Here is an 18634-nt window from a genome sequence, read left to right as displayed (position 1 = left end):
AGCTCTAACGAAAACGAGGAACTGCTTACTTCTCCGGCCGCGCCGTCTCCATTGGCGGCCTGGGCGGCCGGAGCAGCCCTGACGGCGGGCCTGCCGCGCGGCCTGCGATCAACGTCCCGGCAGCCCATCGCCCCCCGCAGCCCTGACCGAGGGATACCGGCACGCCCGCCGCCCCCGGCACGGCGGCGGGAGCAAGAGCGAGGAAGAGGAAGAGGAACACATGTCCGACCAACCGGCCCCACCCGCTGCCCGGCGAGGGCTGCTGCCGCTCCTGACCGCAACCGCGTTCGTGATCTTCGCGCAGGCATTCATGATCGCGCCGATCCTGCCGCAGCTGGCGAAGGTCTTCCACACCACGCCCGGCGTGGTCGGCCTGGCGGTACCGGCCTACCTGATCCCCTACGGGGCGATGACCCTGGTATGGGGCCCGCTGTCCGACCGGCTCGGGCGCCGACCGCTGATCATCGCATCCCTCGTGGCGTTCACCGTACTCACCGCGGCCACCGCGTTCACCGGCAACACGGGCACCTTCGTCGGAATGCGGCTGGTCACCGCCATCGGGGCCAGCGGTGTAGTGCCGATCTCGCTGACCCTGATCGGCGACGCGTTCCCGTTCCACAAGCGAGGCCGAGCCTTGGGCTGGCTGTTCGGCGGAATGGCCGGAGGAATCGCGGCAGGCGCCGCCGGCGGGGCGCTGCTCGAACCCCTCATCGGCTGGCCCGGGCCCTTCCTGGCCGCCAGCGCGGGCGGACTGGCACTGCTCGTCCTCGCCGCCGCAACCCGGCTGATTCCCAAGACACCACGGCCCGCCGCGGTGCCCCCCCTGCGCGCCGTGGCCACGGGGTACGCGTCGCTGCTGCGCAACGCGCGCGGGCGACGCACCTACAGCTACGTGCTGATCAACGCGGTGCTGCAGTCCGGGATCTACACCTGGCTGGGGCTCTACCTGACCCAGCGGTTCGGGCTCGGCGAGCACAGCATCGGGCTGGCGCTGCTCGGCTACGGCATCCCCGGCTTCCTGCTCGGCCCGGTCATCGGCCACCTCGCCGACCGCTACGGCCGCGCCCGCATCATCCCCGCCGGCGTCGCCATCACTGCGGCCTGCGCTCTCCTGCTGGCCACACCGCTGCCCCGGCCCGCCGTGCAAGCCGCCATCGTCGCCCTCTCCCTGGGTTACGACATGACCCAACCACCGCTCGGCGGCATCGTCACCGACCTGCCCGGCCACCGCGGCCAAGCGATGGGCCTCAACGTGTTCACCCTGTTCGCCGGCCTGGGGCTGGGCAGCCTCCTCTTCGCGGTCCTGCTGCCCGCCGGGTTCCCCACCGCACTCAGCGTCTTCGGCTCGGCCGCCGTGCTGGCCGCCGCGTTCGCCGTTCCCCTGTTCCGCAACGAGCGACCCCACACCACATGAACGCGCCGGTGGAAGGACACGGCCACTACGCGAGGGACCCACCCGAAGATCTGACCGAACCCCGCAGCCAGCGCGAACCCGACCCAGCCACGACATCGGAAGTTCCCGGCAGGCGTCTGTAAGGGCGGCGTGAGATCCTGCTCGCTCTGGGCGTGGCCGAGGACCGCATCTACCTCGACCAAGGGCTCACCGGCACCAACCGCGACCGCCCCGGCCGAGGCCCGCGATCGGATCCTGACCAGGGGCCGGCCTTCGCGCACTGACGGCCCGCAAGCGGCTCAGGGCTTGGTCGCCGAGGCGACGAACAGCGGGACCGCGAGGAACATCCGCCCCGCCCAGGCGCGCTTTGGCCAAGCCGACCAGCATCGGCAGCACTGCTGGGTCGGTGAGTACCGTGAAGGTCGACGTCGCCAGCGGCCTGGTCACCGCGTCCTCGTAGACCGCGGCCAGCACTTGTCCAGGCGCGGCGAACGCGGACAACCATGCGGCAATGGTCCCGCCCGAAGACATGAGGTGCCCCGAAGTTTCCGGAACATCCGAGGTCCTCTCCCAACCGCTTCTCAAAACCCGAAGGTTGTGAGAGGACTTTCGCGAGCACCGACCTGGGAGAACGCTGGAGGAACCGACCGGCCACGGCGACTGTCACAACCGGTCGTTGTGAGAGTGTTCGCGCGTGCGGCGATGATTCACAACGTGCCGGACACGAGCCCCACCCGGTACGCGAGGACGACCGCTTGGACCCGGTCGCGCAGGCCGAGTTTCGCCAGGATCCGCGACACATAGGTCTTGACCGTCTCGGGGGTGATGAACAGCTCTGCGGCGATCTCCGCATTCGACAGCCCCTCGGCGATCTGCCGGAGCACCTCCAGTTCGCGGGGTGTCAGCGCGTGCGCCACGTCCTCCTTGGCCGGCCGGGAGGTCTCGGCCGGCCGCAGGTGTTCGGCGAAGTGGCCGATGAGGTGGCGGGTGACTGCGGGTGCCAGTAGTGCCTCGCCCCGGGCGACCGTCCGGATGCCGTTCACCAGTTCCGCCGGAGGCGCGTCCTTGAGGAGGAAGCCGCTGGCTCCGGCCCGCAGTGCGTCATACACGTAGGCGTCGACGTTGAACGTGGTGACGACCAGCACCTTCGGCGGTGCCTCGGCATCGGGACCGGCCAGTTGCCGGGTCGCCTGGATACCGTCGAGCAGGGGCATCCGGATGTCCATCACGACGACGTGGGGGCACAGCCGCCGCGCGGCCTGAACCGCCGCGTGCCCGTTCTCGGCCTCGCCGACGACCTCTATGTCGGGCTGCGCGGAGAAGATGGTGACGTAGCCCGTCCGCACCAGTGCCTGGTCGTCGCAGACGAGCACACGGATCGGTTGCGGCGCATCACTCACGGGGTCACTCCTGAACGGGCTTGGATGGAATCGTGGCGCGGACCTCGAACCCGCCGTCGGCCCGGGGACTGGCCTCCAGTTCACCATCGAGCATCCGCACCCGTGCACGCAGCCCTGCCAGTCCTCGTCCGCCCTCCGGGCCCGACTTTCGCGCGAGGGGTGCGGCCTGGGTGGAGGCCATGGGCCCGTCGGTGGTCACCGAGATCTCGATGCGCTGCTCGCCGTGCCGGAGAAGGACCCGTGTCTGCTGCCCGGCCGCGTGCTTCATCGCGTTGGTGAGCGCTTCCTGGACCACGCGGTACGCGGCCAGCTCCACGTCCACGGACTGCGGGCGCCGCTCACCCTGCTCGCTAAACTCGACCGGCTGGCCTGACCTGCGGGCCTGCTCGACGAGGTCTCCCACGCGTCCCAGGGTGGGTGCCCGGTCCGCGCGCGCCGGGTCGGCGGCCGCGGACTCGCCGGTCGCCTCTAGCACGCCGAGCAGATATCGCAGCTCCGTCAGCGCTCGTCGGCCGGTGTCGCTGACGGCCGCCAGTCCCTCGCCGGCCCGTTCCGGCCCGGACGTGAGTAGGACCTGTGCCGCGTCCGCCTGGACCACCATGGCCGTCACGTGGTGGGTGACCACGTCGTGCAACTCGCGGGCAATCCGTGCCCGCTCGGCGGCCGTGGCCACCTCGGAGGCCAGCCTCCGCCGCTCCGCCTCTTCCACCCGCCGCATGCGCACGATACTCCCCACCAGCCAGACGGCGGCCAGAGCCAGATAGAACGCGAGATAGTCCGGGATCCCCTGCGGTGAGCCGAGGTGGTGCAGGACGACGGCCAGGACGGCATAGCCCGCACTCCCCACGGCCGCCGCACCATAGCGGAAGCGGACCTGATGGGCCCCGGCCGAATACAGCGCCAGATACAGCCCCATGCTCGCGAACGTCGTCGCGAAGCCCAGCGCCTGATCCACGGCGAACGCGCACCCCACGACAGCCAGACACCCTGCGGGCCGCCGACGGCGGGCCACCAGCGGCAGGGTCTGGGCCAAAGCCAGCCCGATACTCAACGCGTCCGCCGACCGCCCGGGCAGATCACCGATCTGTGCCCCGATAGGCGACAGGGTCGGCACGAAGGCCAGCAGGGTGAGCACCACGGCCAGGACGCCGTCCTTGAGGGAGGCATCCTGCTCCCCCCACCAGTCGAGCGGTGCCCGGAGCTGCGGAGAGCACCAGGGCGCCTGACGAGACATCACTTCCGTTTTCCTCCAGTCGGCCTGTCTCAGTGCCGGGCACGCCGCCGGGGCAGCAGACCACCGCTCCGCCGGGCGAGCACGAACATCCGGACGGCGAGCAGCACACCGATGACGACGGGCACGATCGACGTCTCCAAGCCGAAGCCGCCACCGGTCAGCAGGGCCGGGCCATGGACGTCAACGGTGAACAGACCCCCAAGGGCGTGCCCGGAGACCGGGATGCCAAGCAGCTGCTCAGCGAGGTTCCAGGCGAAGTGCAGACCCACGACGAACCAGATGCTACGCCGCCACAGGAACGCGGCCCCCAGCATGATGCCGGCCTCAAGAGCGATCGCCAGCGCACTCCACACACTGGCTCCCGGAGCGGCCAGGTGAGCAACGCCGAAGAACAACCCGGTGGCCACGAGGGAGACCCGACTGCCCCACCGCTGTTCCAATGCCTGCAGGGCCAGACCACGGAACATCAACTCCTCGGTGACCGCAGCGCCCATCTGCACCATGACCGCGGACCATACGACCGAAAGGAAACCGTTGCCTGCCCAAGAGAACGAGTACCCCCCGAACGTGGTGATCAAGAGGGCGGAGACCAGGATGAAGCCCAAGCCGGCCCCCGCCCCGAGCAGCGCCTCCCGGCCAGCCCCCCGCCGGGCGATCTCCGACGTGGAGCGTCGCGCGACTCGGCGCATGACCATCCAGTAAAAAGCCAACGCGACGGCCGCTCCCAGCACCGGCACCGGACCGGGGGCCGTCGCCGTCAGATCCGAGACCAGGCCGACACCGACGATGCCCGTCACCATCCAGCCCAGCGGAGAACGGACCATCCGGCGGAAACGGCCGCCCCGGCCGTCATGATTTTTCTCCAGGCCGGAGCCTGCGTCGTGCTGAGCGGTGGCAATTGTGCCCATCGTGACCTCCCCTGTAGCAGTGGTCGCACCGGCGGCGACCTGACGACCACGCTAGGAACCCGCTGACGTCCGCGAATCACCCGCGGATGGACAGCTCCTGTAGCTCTTACGGGGGATGCGCCGCGCCCATCTGCCCATTCAGCCCTCTCCGCCACGGGAGGTGACCGAGGCACGAACAGGATCAGGCGCCGTACGAAGGCCAGGCACGATGGCCGCCGCGGCGGCGAGATCGAGGTGGGAGGTCATGTCGAGCTCGAACCGGCCGTAGGGCGTCTTCGGTCAGGTGCAATTGGCCACGCAAGACAATCTGGTCGCCCTCATCGCTCAGCTTGGGCGCGCCCGAGGAAGCCGGCCGGGCACGCGGCATGGAGTATGAGGCCGTCAATACCCGATCTCAGGTGCTTGCCCGCGGGTCTGAGGGCCTCCGCGGCATGGGACCGAGGGCCTGCGGCAGGGCGGCTTCCTGTCATCTGCCCACGGCGGAGTGCTCGACTGACAGGTATCGGGGCGGGCTTCGGCAGCCGGAGGTCTTCTCGACAGCAGGAAGGCTGCTCGACGACACTGGGGCGTGTGGCGGACAGTACGGTGTGGGTCGCGGTCTTCACCGGCGGGATGGCGGTGCTGGCGAGCTGGGTGACCACCCAGGGCAACCCCCGGGCTGCAAGGGTCCAGGCGGAAGCCTCAGCGCAGGCCCAGCATCACAGCCGCATCCGGGAGGTACGCCGCACCGTACCTGGAACTCATCGAGCAGGCTCACGTCACAGGCGAGCTCTACTGGAGAGTCGGCGACGTCTACGCCCAGCTGGCCGACCCGCAGGAGGAGTTGGCGGGCATCCAGGAGCTCCGCACCGCCCTGCGTGACGCGTTCGATCCGCTCATGCGCTGTGTCCGGGTCGTCGTTCTGGAAGGACCCACGCCCATTGTTGAAGCGGCTGAAGCCGTCCAGAAAGCGGCCGCGGACTCCAATCGGGCTCTGGGGGACGTCTCGCGGGGTGAACCCGCGGCCCGTGAGCACTTCGATGAGGTGCACCAGTTGACCTGGAGTTGTACGGAGTCTCGGAGCGCGGTGTCCGTCGGCTCAGCGCTGCCGGGCCGGTCACCTTCTCCTTGCCGCAGGGACTGCTGGCGCATGCGTGGCTATGGCTGAAGCGCGGCACCTCTTGGTTCGATTACCGTTCCATCGACGCCGGGTCGGTGTGGACGGGGGACCTGGACCGGGCGGGCGTGGAGATCGAGGCCCCCATCCGCCGTGACCAGGGAGCCCAGGCGCACGGGGAACACGTCGCTACGCCGGGCGCCGGTCCACAGGCGCTGCAGGTGATCAAGCCCATCGGCTGTCGGGTCCTGGGCGAAAGCGACGGCGTTGAGCGCACCGGCTGAGGAGCCGACGACGAGGTCGGGGCGGATGCCGGCATCGGTCAGGGCCTGCAGCATCCCGACCTGGACCGCCGCAAGGCCTGCTCCGCCTTGGAGCACGAAGGCAACCGTCATCGGACCGCACCCTGCCCGTCCGCGTCGGACCAGAGCCGAACGCATGCCGATCGTGTGGAAACAGCGGCGTTGGGAGTGTTGGGTTGTCCCGCTCCTGACACGCTGGTCGCGGCCCCGGCTTGGGTGGGTGACTGCGGCGGGTGGTGCGGCGGCGAGGTCGCTGGCGGTGTCGTGGGCAAAGGCAGGTCCTCTCGGTCCTCGGGCGTGCGGTTCGTCAGGGGGCGGCGCGGCAGGGGTAAGTGGGCAGGTGATCGCGCGACCAGCCGATGGGAGCGGTGGGTGGCGACGGCTGCGAGGCGTGGCGGGCCACGGCCGGTGCAGCGGTGCGTGAAGGACGAGATCGACCGGATCACAAGGGAGGCGGGGAGTGGGGAACGTTAGGTGGAGGCGGGGCCGGTGCCGACCTGCGCGGACCGTGTCTCGTGGGTCAGTGCAGGCGGAGCGAGGAGCCGTGAGGTGTCGGCGCGGCGGGCGTGGTGGTGGTGAGCGACACGGTGGTGACCGGTCGGCTCGGTGTGGGGCAGCCTTCGCCGTTGGGTCAGATGCCGTTGTTCCAGTACCGGTGGGCGGCGACCCGGACCAGCGCGATCGGGACGCAATGCCGCTGATATTGGTATCCAGGCGCCGGAGGATCCGCAGTACGGCCTCCCGCTCGTGCGCTGCGACGCCGTCGAGCAGTCGCTCCTGGTAGGTCTGGTGGACCCGCGCGGTTCGGCGGCGGCTTGCTCACCGGCGGGTGTCAGGCGGGCCAGGGTGTAGCGATTGTCCCCGGGGTCGATGCGCCGGGTGATCAGCCCCTCAGCCTCGAACTCCTTGATGAGGCGCGTCACGCTTGCCCCGTCGAGCGACAAGAGGTGCCGCAGATCGCTGTGGCTGGTCTCGCCGGCCCTCCACAGACGCATCAGCACCTGGAGCCGAGGCCTGCTGATCCCCACATGCAGCGCGAACGCCTGCCGCAGATTTCCGAACGTTGTGGCCAGCAAGGAAGAACCCGTCCTCAGGAGTCTCTCGCGGCTGTCTCCCGCCATCTACGCCCGCCTTCATAGCTTGATTCAATCAACTCTTGTGTTCGTCAAGAGATGCTGCAAAGGGATCCGGATGTCCCGGCGAGAACGCACCGATCAAGCCCGTCCGGCGTTTGAGGACGGAACCGATGAGCCCGGCGCCGGACAACAAAGCAGCGCCGGGCGCGCCCGCAATGCGCCGTCCGGACGAAGATGCGCAAGCCGCGCCCGCCACGCCCGGCCCAGCCACCTTCGGCGGCCTATATTTCGCATGAAGTCGGATGAAATACCACCAGACCCATGACGCAGGGAAGCGGGGGGCCGACGCCGTGCACGAACTGTCCATCGCGATCGCGATCATCGAGCGCGCCGAAGAAGTGGCGCGCGAGCACGGCGCGTCGGCCGTCGAATCCGTACGCCTGCGCGTCGGCGAACTGGCCGGAGTCGTGCCGGACGCGCTGTCCTTCTCCTTCGAGGTGGCCCGCGAAGGCACCCTGCTGTGTGAAGCGCGCATGGAGGTCTCGCTGGTACCGGCGAGGGCAGAGTGCGCACCCTGCGGCATGGAGTTCGCCGTGGGATCACCGCCACAGCTGTGGTGCCCCGACTGTGACCGGCCCATTACGGCGCTGCTGTCCGGACGGGAACTGGAACTGGCCGGAGTGGAACTGACTTCCCCCGACGAGGCGGCCGCGCCGCATGACGGACCCCCAGAAAAGGAGCTGACCGGATGATGTGCCGCGTCGTCGACGTACGGCAGGCCGTGCTGGCCAAGAACGACAGCCTGGCGGCCACGCTGCGCGAAGAGCTGGCCGCGCGGGGCACCCGTGTCGTGAACCTCCTGTCCAGCCCGGGAAGCGGGAAGACCGCGCTGCTGGAACGCACCCTGGCCGAGGCCATGTCACGCGGCCTCCCCGTGGCGGCCCTCACCGCCGACCTCGCCACCGAGAACGACGCCCTGCGGCTGGCCCGCTCCGGGGCGCCGGTCAAGCAGGTGCTGACCGGCGGGCTGTGCCATCTGGAGGCCGATCAGATGCGGGTCCACCTGGAGGATTGGCTGCCCAGCGGCACCCGGGCGCTGTTCGTCGAGAACGTCGGGAACCTCGTCTGCCCGGCCTCGTACGATCTGGGCGAGACCCTGCGGGTGACGCTCATGTCGGTGACGGAGGGCGAGGACAAGCCGCTGAAGTACCCGACGGCGTTCGGCCTGGCGAATCTGGTGGTCCTCACCAAGATGGATCTCACCGAAGCGGCCGGTTTCGACGAGGACGAGTTCACCGCGAACGTCGAACGCGTCAACCCGGGTGTCCCCGTCCTGCGCACCTGCGCGCCCACCGGGCGCGGCGTCGCGGCGGTCGTGGACCACGTCCTGGCCATGTGCGACGGAGCGCCGCCGCATCAGCCGCTGCTCGCCGGACAGCATCTGCGCGATCACGCGCATGAGCACGGACCGGCGCACACGCACGTGCATCAGCAGGACCACCTCACGGTCCGGTAGGCGTGCCAACCACAGCAAACCCCGCAGCTGGGGCGGCGGCACCCTGTCCCCCCCCCGGAGGGGGACGTTGCGCGGCGCCGGATCACGGTCGCCGGAGTGGTCCAGGGCGTGGGCTTCCGGCCATTTGTGCATGCCCTGGCCGGCGAGCTGTGTCTGTCGGGGCATGTGACCAACTGCGCCGGAGGCGTCGTCGCGGAGATCGAGGGCGCCCGGGACAGTGTGGAGGCCTTCTGCGCCCGCGTGGCCACGCACGCTCCTCCGCCGGCGGCGGTCGCCTCGGTGACGTACGAGGAGGTGCCCGCCCTCGGTACGGCCGGCTTCGCGATCCGGCCCTCCGAGAACGGCGGCGGACCCGGCGGACGCACCCTGCTGCCCCCGGACACCGCCATGTGCGCCGCGTGTTCGGCCGAACTGGCCGATCCGGCGGACCGCCGCTACCGGCACCCGTTCATCACCTGCTCGCACTGCGGGCCCCGCTTCACCATCGTCACGGCTCTGCCGTACGACCGGGCGACCACCACCATGGCGGGCTTTCCGCTGTGCGCCGCCTGCGCCCGGGAGTACGCCGACCCAGCCGACCGGCGCTTCCACGCGCAGCCCCTGGCCTGCCACGACTGCGGCCCCACCCTGTACCTGTCCGGCCCCCCGAAACCAACCGGCACGGCAGACGCGACCGACACGGCAGCCACGGCAGGCACGGCAGGCACAACCGGCACGACCAGCACGGCAGACGCGACCGCCACGTCCGACGCGACCGACGCGACCGACGCGACCGACGCGACCAGCACGACCAGCACAACCGCCACGATCGGCGCAACCGGCACGATCGGCGCGACCGGCACGACCGGCGCCGCAGCGATCGCCGAAGCGCGCCGCCTGCTGACAGCGGGCGCGATCCTGGCGGTCAAGGGCATCGGCGGCTACCACCTGGCGTGCGACGCGGCCAATGCCCGAGCCGTCGCCGCCCTCCGGGAACGCAAGCAGCGCGGCCGCAGGCCCTTCGCGGTGATGGCGGCCGACCTCGGCACGGCGGAACAGCTGGCCCCCGTGAGCCCGGCGGAGGCGGAGCTGCTCACCGGCCCGTGCCGCCCCATCGTGCTCCTGCGCCGCGCGGCACAGCCGAAAACAGCACAGCCGAAAACTGCGCAACCCAAAACAGCACAGCCGCAAGCGCACCCGCCGCCCGCCCTGCTCGCGGACGGTGTCTGCCCCGGCAGCCCGGACATCGGCGTCATGCTGCCGTACGCACCCCTGCATCAGCTGCTGTTCGGGCTCCCCGGGGATCCCCCCGGCCCCCGCGTCCTCGTCATGACCAGCGCCAATGTGTCCGGGGAACCCATCCTCACCGACGACGAACGGGCGCACGCCGTCCTGCCCGGCCTGGCCGACGCCTGGCTCTGGCACGACCGCCCGATCCAGGTGCCGTGCGACGACTCCGTCGTACGGGTACGGGCCGACGGCACCAGCGTGCCGCTGCGCCGGTCACGCGGCTACGCGCCGCTGCCGCTGCCGCTGCCGCTGAGCCTTCCGGTCACCGCGCCCCCGTCCCTGGCGGTCGGCGGGGACCTCAAGAACACCATCTGCGTCGCCGAAGGGCGTACCGCATGGCTGTCCGCGCACATCGGTGACATGGACAGCGTGGCGACGCTGGAAGCCGCCGGAACAGCGGCGCGGCATCTCGCGTCCCTCACCTCGGTGCGCCCCGGCGTGCTGGCCGCCGACCGGCATCCGGCGTACCGGTCGACACGGTGGGCGCACCGGCACGCCGAGGGGCGGCCGGTGCACATGGTGCAGCACCACCACGCCCATATCGCGTCCGCGATGGCGGACAACGGCCTGGACGGCACCGAACCCGTCATCGGCCTCGCCTTCGACGGCACCGGCTACGGGGACGACGGCGCGGTGTGGGGCGGCGAGGTGCTGCTCGCCGACTACAGCGGCTATCGTCGGCTGGCCCATCTGGCCTACGTCCCGCTGCCCGGCGGCGATGCCGCCGTCCGCAACCCGTACCGCATGGCGCTGTCGCATCTGCGGGCCGCCGGCATCGACCGGGACCCGGGCCTGCCGCCCGTCGCCACCTGCCCGGACGGCGAACGGCGCCTGGTGGAGCGGCAGCTCGAACGCGGACTGGCCTGCGTGCCCACTTCCAGCATGGGGCGGCTCTTCGACGCGGTCTCGTCGCTGGCCGGAATCTGTCACCGGATCAGCTACGAGGCCCAGGCGGCGATCGAGCTGGAAGCCGCCGCCGCCCCCGCCATGACTGGCTGCGGACCGGCCTACGCCTTCCGTCTCACGCCCGCGCCCCAGGGCTCCAGCTGCGAGCTGCTCGACCCCGCCCCTGTCCTGGAGGCCGTCGTCGCCGACCTCAGGGCCGCTGCGCCCACGGCGGTGATCGCGGCGCGCTTCCACCACGCGGTCGCCGACGCCGCGCTCGCGGTGTGCCGCAGCGCCGCCCGGAGGACCGGGATCGGCTCGGTGGCGCTGTCGGGCGGGGTGTTCGGGAACGTCCTGCTCGAAGAGGCCTGCACCCAGCGGCTGCTGGCGGCCAGCTTCACCGTACTGCGCCACCGGAACGTCCCGTGCGGCGACGGAGGCCTGGCCCTCGGGCAGATCGTCGTAGCGGCGCATCGCGCACCGACCAGCACACCAACCAGTGAAGGAATGGAGTCCCCATGTGCCTGGCCGTGCCCGGCAAGGTGATCGGTATCGAAGAACGGAACGGGATCCGCATGGCGCGAGTCGACTTCGGCGGGGCGGTGAAGGACGTGTGCCTGTCCTATCTGCCGGAGATCGAGGTGGGCGACTACGCCATCGTCCACGTCGGATTCGCCCTGCAACGGCTGGACGAGGCGTCCGCGCTGGCCACCCTCGAACTCTTCGCCCAGATCGGCGCGCTGGAGGAGGAGTTCGGTGACGCATGGGGACGGGCGGCGGCGGAAGCCGGGGCTCCCGTTCCGCCGGAAAGGATTAAAGATCTGCCATGAAGTACATCGACGAGTTCAACGACCCGGATCTCGCCCGGCGCCTGCTGGACGACATCCACGCCACCACCACCCGCCCCTGGGCCATGATGGAAGTCTGCGGCGGCCAGACCCACTCGATCATCCGGCACGGCATCGACCAGCTCCTGCCGGACAGCATCGAGCTCATCCACGGCCCCGGCTGTCCGGTGTGCGTCACTCCGCTGGAGATGATCGACAAGGCGCTGGCCATCGCCTCACTGCCCGACGTCATCTTCTGCTCCTTCGGCGACATGCTCCGCGTGCCCGGCACCGACCGGGACCTGTTCCGGGTCAAGAGCGCCGGCGGGGACGTACGGGTGGTGTACTCGCCCCTGGACGCGCTGGAGATCGCACGCCAGAACCCCGGACGCGAGGTCGTCTTCTTCGGCATCGGCTTCGAGACCACCGCACCGGCGAACGCGATGGCCGTGCACCAGGCCCGGAGCCTTGGCATCGGCAATTTCAGCATGCTGGTGTCGCATGTACGGGTGCCTCCCGCGATCGAGGCGATCATGCAGTCGCCGGACTGCCGCGTGCAGGCGTTCCTGGCCGCCGGCCATGTCTGCAGCGTGATGGGCACCGGCGAATACCCGGAGCTCGCCGAGCGGTACAAGGTGCCCGTCGTCGTCACCGGCTTCGAGCCGCTGGACATCCTCGAAGGGGTCCGGCGCGCCGTCCACCAGCTCGAACGCGGCGAGCACCGGGTCGACAACGCCTACCCGCGCGCGGTCCAGGAGCAGGGAAACCCGGCGGCGATCAGCATGCTCGCCGAGGTCTTCGAGGTCACCGACCGTGCCTGGCGGGGTATCGGCACGATTCCCGGGAGCGGCTGGCGGCTGTCCCCCGCCTTCCGTGCCTACGACGCCGAGCACCGCTTCCGGGTCACCGGCGTGCGCACACAGGAATCCGGCGACTGCCGCAGCGGCGATGTCCTCCAAGGGCTCATCAAGCCCAACGAATGCGCCGCCTTCGGCACCATCTGCACCCCGCGCAACCCGCTCGGCGCCACCATGGTCTCCAGCGAAGGTGCCTGCGCCGCCTACTACCTCTACCGCCGCCTGGACACCGCACCGCCGGCACCGCCCAAGGAGGCGACCCCTGTTGGCTGATCCCACCACCTTCGCGACCACGCCCGGCCCGGTGACCGTCCCCGGCCCGGTGACCGCACCGGACCTGTCCGGCTGGTCCTGCCCGCTCCCCCTGCGCGACCAGCCCGTCGTCGTCATGGGCCACGGCGGCGGCGGCGCTCTCTCCGCCGAGCTGGTCGAGCACCTCTTCGCTCCCGCCTACGGCAACGACCTCCTCGCCGGCCTCGCCGACTCCACGGCTCTCACCCTCGCCGGTACGCGCCTGGCCTTCTCCACCGACTCCTACGTCGTCCGCCCGCTGTTCTTCCCCGGCGGCAGCATCGGCGACCTGGCGGTCAACGGCACCGTCAACGACCTGGCGATGAGTGGTGCCCGTGCCGCCTACCTCTCCTGCGCCTTCATCCTGGAGGAGGGCACAGATCTCTCCGTCGTGGGCCGGATCGCGCAGGCGGTAGGGGCCGCGGCAGTGGCCGCCGGAGTGTCCATCGCCACCGGCGACACCAAGGTGGTCGACGCCGGTCACGGCGACGGTGTCTTCATCAACACCTCCGGCATCGGCCTGATCCCCCACGGCGTCGACATCCGCCCCCAGCGGGCCACCCCGGGCGACCTCGTCATCGTCAGCGGCCCCATCGGCATGCACGGCGTAGCCATCATGAGCGTCCGCGAAGGCCTGGAATTCGGCGTCGAGGTGACCAGCGACACCGCTCCGCTGGGCGGCCTCGTCGACGCCATGCTCGATGTCACGCCCGACCTGCACACCCTCCGCGACCCCACCCGGGGCGGCGTCGCCACCGCCCTCAACGAGATCGCCGCCGCTTCCGGCACCGGCGTCCTCCTGCACGAGCACGCCGTTCCCGTTCCCGAACCCGTCGCCGGCGCCTGCGGCTTCCTCGGCCTCGATCCCCTCTACGTCGCCAACGAGGGCAGACTCCTCGCCTTCGTACCCCGCTCCCACGCCGACGCCGTCCTCGCCGCCATGCGCGCCCACCCCCTCGGTGCCCAGGCGGCGGTCATCGGCGAGTGCGTCACCGAACACCCCGGCATGGTCGTCGCCAGGACCCGGTTCGGCGGCACCCGGGTCGTGGATCTGCCCCTCGGCGAGCAGCTGCCCCGCATTTGCTGATGCGGGGATTTCGCTGAAATGATTAACAGCCGGCCGGATATCTGTTTCCCCGGATTTCCACGACTTTCCACGACGGCCGGCGCAATCCTCTTCTCGAGGATTGCGCCGGCCGTCGGAAGCGCGCTCCGCCGCAGCCTCAGCTGGGGCTGATCCGGCCTCGCCAGGCGCCCGTCTCACCGCCGCGCTCCTCGATGTAGTTCTTGAAGCGGCGCAGGTCGCCCTTGACCCGCCGGTCGACAATGTTGAGGGCGTCCGCAGCCTTCTCCGCCATACCTTCGGGCTCGAACTCGACCGCGAGGTTGACGCGGGTGTGCGCCTCGTCGAGGGGCTGGAAGGTGACGACGCCACGCTGGCTGGTCTCGCCGTCGGTGGTGCGCCAGACGATGCGGTCATCGGGGAACTGGTCGATGATCTCGGTGTCGAACTCGCGCTTGACGCCCGCGATACGCGTCTTCCAGTGGCTGCGCTTGTCGTCGACCTGGGTGATCTCTTCGACGCCTTCCATGAACGTCGGGAATTCCTCGAACTGAGTCCACTGGTTGTAGGCCGTGGTGACCGGGACGTCGACGTTGATGGATTCCCGCACGGTGCTCATCGTGGTCTCTCCTCTGCTGTGTCCGTCGGCATGTTCCGACCTCTCGTCCGTCTTCCCTGTTTGCCGCTTGCCTAACGTGCAATGAAATCGGCCCCAGCGGGCAGAAGCGGGATTTCGGCGGGCCGGTTCCGCCACATCTCGTTACCGTGTTCAGGAGGGGGAACCGCCCGACAGGCGACCGACCGACCGGCAGGCCCGCCGAGAGGAAGTGACGCTGTGGATCCGGACATCCCCGCGACAGCGGTGGCCCTGCGTATCAACGGAGTGCCAGGCACCCTGCTGCTCGACAACCGCACGACCCTGCTGGACGCCCTGCGTGAGCGCCTTGGCCTGACCGGCCCCAAGAAGGGCTGCGATCACGGCCAGTGCGGCGCCTGCACGGTCCTGGTCGACGGCCGCCGGATGAACGCCTGCCTGCTGCTGGCCGTCACCCTGGGCGGCGCGGAGGTCACCACCGTCGAGGGCCTGGCCGACGGGGACGAGCTGCATCCGCTCCAGCAGGCGTTCATCGACCACGACGCCTTCCAGTGCGGCTTCTGCACCTCGGGCCAGCTCTGCTCGGCCATCGGCGCACTGGCCGAGGCCGCCGACGGCTGGCCCAGCCACGCCACCCCGCCCGGCGAGGCCCCGTCGCTGTCCGACGCCGAGGTACGGGAGCGGATGAGCGGTAATCTGTGCCGCTGCGCGGCGTACCCCAACATCGTGGGGGCAGTGCGGGAGGTGGCGGGATGAAGCCCTTCCGGTACGAGCGGGTCACCGACCCGCAAGCCGCCGTCGCCGCCGTGTCCGCGTCCCCGCAGGCCCGCTATCTCGCCGGGGGCACCAATCTGGTCGACCTGATGAAGCTGGGGGTCGAGACCCCCGACGTCCTGGTCGACATCTCCGGGGTGTCCTTCGGCGGGATCGAGGAGACCGGTCGTGGCGGCCTGCGCATCGGCGCCTTCGTGAGCAACAGCGACCTCGCCGCCCACCCCCTGGTCCGCGAGCGCTACCCGGCACTGTCGCAAGCGGTGCTCGCCGGGGCCTCCGGACAGCTCCGCAATGCCGCCACGGTGGGCGGCAATCTGTTGCAGCGCACCCGGTGCCTGTACTTCCAGGACACCAGCAAGCCGTGCAACAAACGCCGGCCCGGGTCCGGCTGCCCCGCCATCGAGGGGATCCACCGCGACCTCGCGGTCCTCGGCACCTCCCGGCACTGCGTCGCCACCCAACCGGGCGACATGGTGGTCGCGTTGGCCGCCTTCGACGCCGAGGTGCACCTGCTGGGCCCGGCCGGAGAACGTAAGGTCCCGCTCACCGGATTCCACCGGCTGCCGGGCAACGAGCCGCAGCGCGACACGGTCCTGAAGCACGGCGAGCTCATCACCGCGGTCGAGCTGCCCGCCCTGCCCATCGCCGCCCGTTCCGTCTACCGCAAGGTCCGCGACCGCAGCTCGTACGCCTTCGCGCTGACCTCGGCCGCCGTCGCGATCGAGGTCCGCGGCGGTGTCGTACGGGACGTACGGATCGCCTACGGCTCGCTGGCCGCCAAGCCGTGGCGGGCCCGCGCCGCCGAGGAGTTCCTGCTCGGCGCCCCCGCGACGGAGGAGAACTTCGCGCTGGCGGCCGACACGGAGCTCGCCGCCGCCCGGCCGCTGCGCGACAACGGCTACAAGGTCACACTGGCGCGGAATCTGACCGTACGACTGCTGACCGATCTCACTGGCCCCGTCGGCTCCGTCGCCCACGCCCAAGGAGCGCCGCGATGACCACCACCTCCCGCCCCGCCCTCGGCGCCCCGGCAGCCCGCATCGAAAGCCGCGAGAAGGTCACCGGCGCCGCCCGCTACGCCGCCGACCACACCCCGCCGGGGACGCGCTACGCCTGGCCCGTCCCGGCCACCGTCGCCAAGGGGGAGATCACCGCGGTCCGCACCGCCGCCGCCCTCTCGCTCCCCGGCGCGCTGGCCGTCCTCACCCACGCCGACGCGCCCCGCCTCTCCCCCGACGCGGAACCCGACCTCGCCGTCCTGCAGTCGCCGCAGGTCTCCTACCGCGGCCAGATCGTGGCGCTGGCCATAGCGGACACCCTGGAGACGGCCCGCGCGATGGCGGCCGCGGTGGAGATGGAGTACGCCCGGCAGCCGCACGACGTCACGCTGACCGAAGACCACCCGGGCCTCCACACACCGGAGCAGATCGGAGTCGGCGATCCACCCGACCGGGTACGCGGGGACGCCGAAGCCGCCTGGGCCGCCGCACCCGTCCGGATCGAGGCCACGTACCGTATCCCGCCGCTGCACAACCACCCGATGGAACCGCATGCCTCCGTCGCCGTCTGGGAAGGCGACCGGCTCACCGTGCACGACTCCAACCAGGGCTCCACCCGCGTCCAGCAGACCCTCGCCGGGCTCTTCGGCATCCCGCCCGAGCAGATCACCGTCATCTCCGAGCACATCGGCGGCGGCTTCGGGTCGAAGGGCACCCCCCGCCAGCACGTGGTCCTCGCCGCGATGGCCGCCCGGCACACCGGCCGTACGGTCAAGCTCGTACTGCCCCGTCAGTGCCTCCCCGCGATCACCGGCCACCGGGCGCCCACCATCCAGCGGGTCCGGCTCGGCGCGGACCGGGACGGCCGGCTCACCTCGGTCTGCCACGAGGTGGTCACCCACAGCTCGACCGTGTCCGAATTCGTCGAGGCGGCGGCGATCTCCACCCGCGTCCTGTACGCGCACCCCGCGAGCCGCACCACCCACCGCGTCACGCTCCTCGACGTCCCCGTCAACTCCTGGATGCGCGCGCCGGGCGAGTGCCCCGGGATGTTCGCCCTGGAATCCGCGATGGACGAACTCGCGCTCGCCGCCGGCCTGGACCCCGTCGAACTGCGGCTGCGCAACGACACCGCCACCGACCCCGACTCCGGACTCCCCTTCAGCAGCCGGCACCTCGCCGAATGCCTCCGCGAAGGCGCCCTCCGCTTCGGCTGGCACGACCGCGACCCGCGACCCGCGGTACGCCGCCAGGGCCCGCTCCTGACCGGCACCGGCGTCGCCGCCGCCACCTACCCCGCCAGAGCCGTCCCCTCCACGGCCGAGGCCCGCGTCGAGCCCGACGGCAGCACCTACACCGTACGGATCAACGCCAGCGACATCGGCACCGGCGCCCGTACCGTGCTCGCCCAGGCCGCCGCCGACACTCTCGGCGTAGCCATGGACTGCGTACGCATCCAGATCGGCCGCAGCGACCTCCCCGCCGCCCCGCTCGCCGGCGGTTCCCACGGCACCGCCTCCTGGTCCTGGGCCGTGGTCAAGGCCTGCCGGGCGCTGCTCGACGCCATCCCCCGGGGCGGGACCTCCGCGACCGCGGACACGACCGACGACATCAACGCCGCCGAGGGCAAGTACGCCCAGCAGGCCTTCGGCGCGCAGTTCGCCGAGGTCCAGGTCGATACCGAAACCGGCGAGGCCCGTGTCAGGCGTCTGCTCGGGGTCTTCGCCGTCGGCCGGGTCCTCAATCCCCGTACCGCCCGCTCCCAACTCGTCGGCGCCATGGCCATGGGCCTGTCCATGGCCCTCCTCGAAGACAGCCACCTCGATCCCGCCTTCGGCGACTTCGCCGAGCGCGATCTCGCCTCCTACCACTTCGCCGCCTGCGCCGACGTCCGCGGCATCGAGGCCCACTGGATCGACGAGGACGACCCCCACCTGGGGCCGCTCGGCGTCAAGGGCCTCGGCGAGATCGGCATCGTCGGCACCGCCGCCGCCATCGCCAACGCCGTCCACCACGCCACCGGCGTCCGCGTCCGCGACCTGCCTCTGCGTCCGGACACGCTGCTGCGTGCCATTCGGTGATCGTGGCGGCCACGCGATGGCGGGCGCCGGGCGCCGGGGCCGATGCTCTGAAGGTCTGTCACTCGGTGC

16 protein-coding genes are annotated in these 18634 nt (G+C 70.9%); 10 read left to right on the top strand and 6 right to left on the bottom strand.

Annotation, left to right across the window (positions count from 1 at the left end; all coding sequences use genetic code 11):
- Window positions 1–220: 220 nt before the first annotated feature.
- Window positions 221–1414: an MFS transporter gene (locus FCI23_RS05380; protein ID WP_211265214.1), complete on the top strand. Its 1194-nt coding sequence runs from the start codon at window positions 221–223 to the stop codon at window positions 1412–1414.
- A 686-nt stretch (window positions 1415–2100) separates the two neighbouring features.
- On the opposite strand, the gene FCI23_RS05365 is transcribed toward FCI23_RS05380, so the two are convergent.
- The 5 genes from FCI23_RS05365 to FCI23_RS58145 form a co-directional block, all read right to left on the bottom strand.
- Window positions 2101–2793 carry a response regulator gene (locus FCI23_RS05365; protein WP_136722252.1) on the bottom strand — a complete coding sequence of 231 codons (693 nt, stop codon included), beginning with the start codon at window positions 2791–2793 and terminating at the stop codon, window positions 2101–2103.
- Window positions 2794–2797: 4 nt separating this feature from the next.
- A complete protein-coding gene (locus FCI23_RS05360; protein ID WP_211265213.1) occupies window positions 2798–4027 on the bottom strand; it encodes a sensor histidine kinase in 1230 nt (409 codons plus the stop codon).
- A gap of 29 nt (window positions 4028–4056) precedes the next feature.
- A complete protein-coding gene (locus FCI23_RS05355) occupies window positions 4057–4935 on the bottom strand; it encodes a CPBP family intramembrane glutamic endopeptidase (protein ID WP_136722250.1) in 879 nt (292 codons plus the stop codon).
- 1137 nt (window positions 4936–6072) lie between these two features.
- The gene (locus FCI23_RS62995) at window positions 6073–6369 is read right to left on the bottom strand and encodes a patatin-like phospholipase family protein (RefSeq protein ID WP_322973803.1); all 297 of its coding nucleotides are present in this window, start codon (window positions 6367–6369) and stop codon (window positions 6073–6075) included.
- 434 nt (window positions 6370–6803) lie between these two features.
- Window positions 6804–7409 (bottom strand): MarR family winged helix-turn-helix transcriptional regulator, encoded by a 606-nt coding sequence (locus tag FCI23_RS58145; RefSeq protein WP_211265212.1) that lies wholly within the window; start codon window positions 7407–7409, stop codon window positions 6804–6806.
- Window positions 7410–7759: 350 nt separating this feature from the next.
- Here FCI23_RS58145 and hypA point away from each other — a divergent pair, with 350 nt between their 5' ends.
- The 6 genes from hypA to hypE all read left to right on the top strand — a co-directional run bounded on the left by hypA (window position 7760) and on the right by hypE (window position 14141).
- Entirely contained in the window at window positions 7760–8161 is a 402-nt protein-coding gene (hypA, locus tag FCI23_RS05340) for a hydrogenase maturation nickel metallochaperone HypA (RefSeq protein WP_136722321.1), read from the top strand.
- Complete coding sequence (gene hypB, locus FCI23_RS05335; RefSeq protein ID WP_136722320.1) at window positions 8161–8925, top strand: hydrogenase nickel incorporation protein HypB; 765 nt, start codon at window positions 8161–8163, stop codon at window positions 8923–8925. The genes hypA and hypB overlap by 1 nt, the downstream gene beginning before the upstream one ends.
- 27 nt (window positions 8926–8952) lie before the next feature.
- A complete protein-coding gene (locus tag FCI23_RS05330; RefSeq protein WP_456318826.1) occupies window positions 8953–11625 on the top strand; it encodes a carbamoyltransferase HypF in 2673 nt (890 codons plus the stop codon).
- Window positions 11598–11909, top strand: coding sequence for a HypC/HybG/HupF family hydrogenase formation chaperone (locus FCI23_RS05325; protein ID WP_136722248.1), 312 nt, complete (start codon window positions 11598–11600; stop codon window positions 11907–11909). Before FCI23_RS05330 ends, FCI23_RS05325 begins: the two co-directional genes overlap by 28 nt.
- Window positions 11906–13036, top strand: a complete 1131-nt coding sequence (gene hypD, locus FCI23_RS05320; protein WP_136722247.1) for a hydrogenase formation protein HypD — start codon at window positions 11906–11908, stop codon at window positions 13034–13036. The genes FCI23_RS05325 and hypD overlap by 4 nt, the downstream gene beginning before the upstream one ends.
- A gap of 115 nt (window positions 13037–13151) precedes the next feature.
- Complete coding sequence (hypE, locus tag FCI23_RS05315) at window positions 13152–14141, top strand: hydrogenase expression/formation protein HypE (RefSeq protein ID WP_136722319.1); 990 nt, start codon at window positions 13152–13154, stop codon at window positions 14139–14141.
- 136 nt (window positions 14142–14277) lie between these two features.
- Here hypE and FCI23_RS05310 read toward each other — a convergent pair whose 3' ends face one another.
- Window positions 14278–14736, bottom strand: coding sequence for an SRPBCC family protein (locus FCI23_RS05310; protein WP_136722246.1), 459 nt, complete (start codon window positions 14734–14736; stop codon window positions 14278–14280).
- A 216-nt stretch (window positions 14737–14952) separates the two neighbouring features.
- Between FCI23_RS05310 and FCI23_RS05305 the strand changes: the two genes are divergently transcribed.
- Genes FCI23_RS05305 through FCI23_RS05295 form a run of 3 tightly spaced genes read left to right on the top strand, consistent with a single transcriptional unit; the run spans window position 14953 to window position 18565 of the window.
- A complete protein-coding gene (locus FCI23_RS05305; protein WP_246143369.1) occupies window positions 14953–15468 on the top strand; it encodes a 2Fe-2S iron-sulfur cluster-binding protein in 516 nt (171 codons plus the stop codon).
- Entirely contained in the window at window positions 15465–16484 is a 1020-nt protein-coding gene (locus tag FCI23_RS05300) for an FAD binding domain-containing protein (protein ID WP_136722244.1), read from the top strand. The genes FCI23_RS05305 and FCI23_RS05300 overlap by 4 nt, the downstream gene beginning before the upstream one ends.
- Window positions 16481–18565, top strand: a complete 2085-nt coding sequence (locus tag FCI23_RS05295) for a xanthine dehydrogenase family protein molybdopterin-binding subunit (RefSeq protein WP_136722243.1) — start codon at window positions 16481–16483, stop codon at window positions 18563–18565. The genes FCI23_RS05300 and FCI23_RS05295 overlap by 4 nt, the downstream gene beginning before the upstream one ends.
- Window positions 18566–18634: the final 69 nt, after the last annotated feature.

This window comes from Actinacidiphila oryziradicis (assembly GCF_005047355.1).
Taxonomy (GTDB): Bacteria; Actinomycetota; Actinomycetes; order Streptomycetales; family Streptomycetaceae; genus Actinacidiphila; species Actinacidiphila oryziradicis.
Note: the sequence above shows the minus strand (reverse complement) of the source record. Positions and strands in the feature narration are given on the sequence as shown.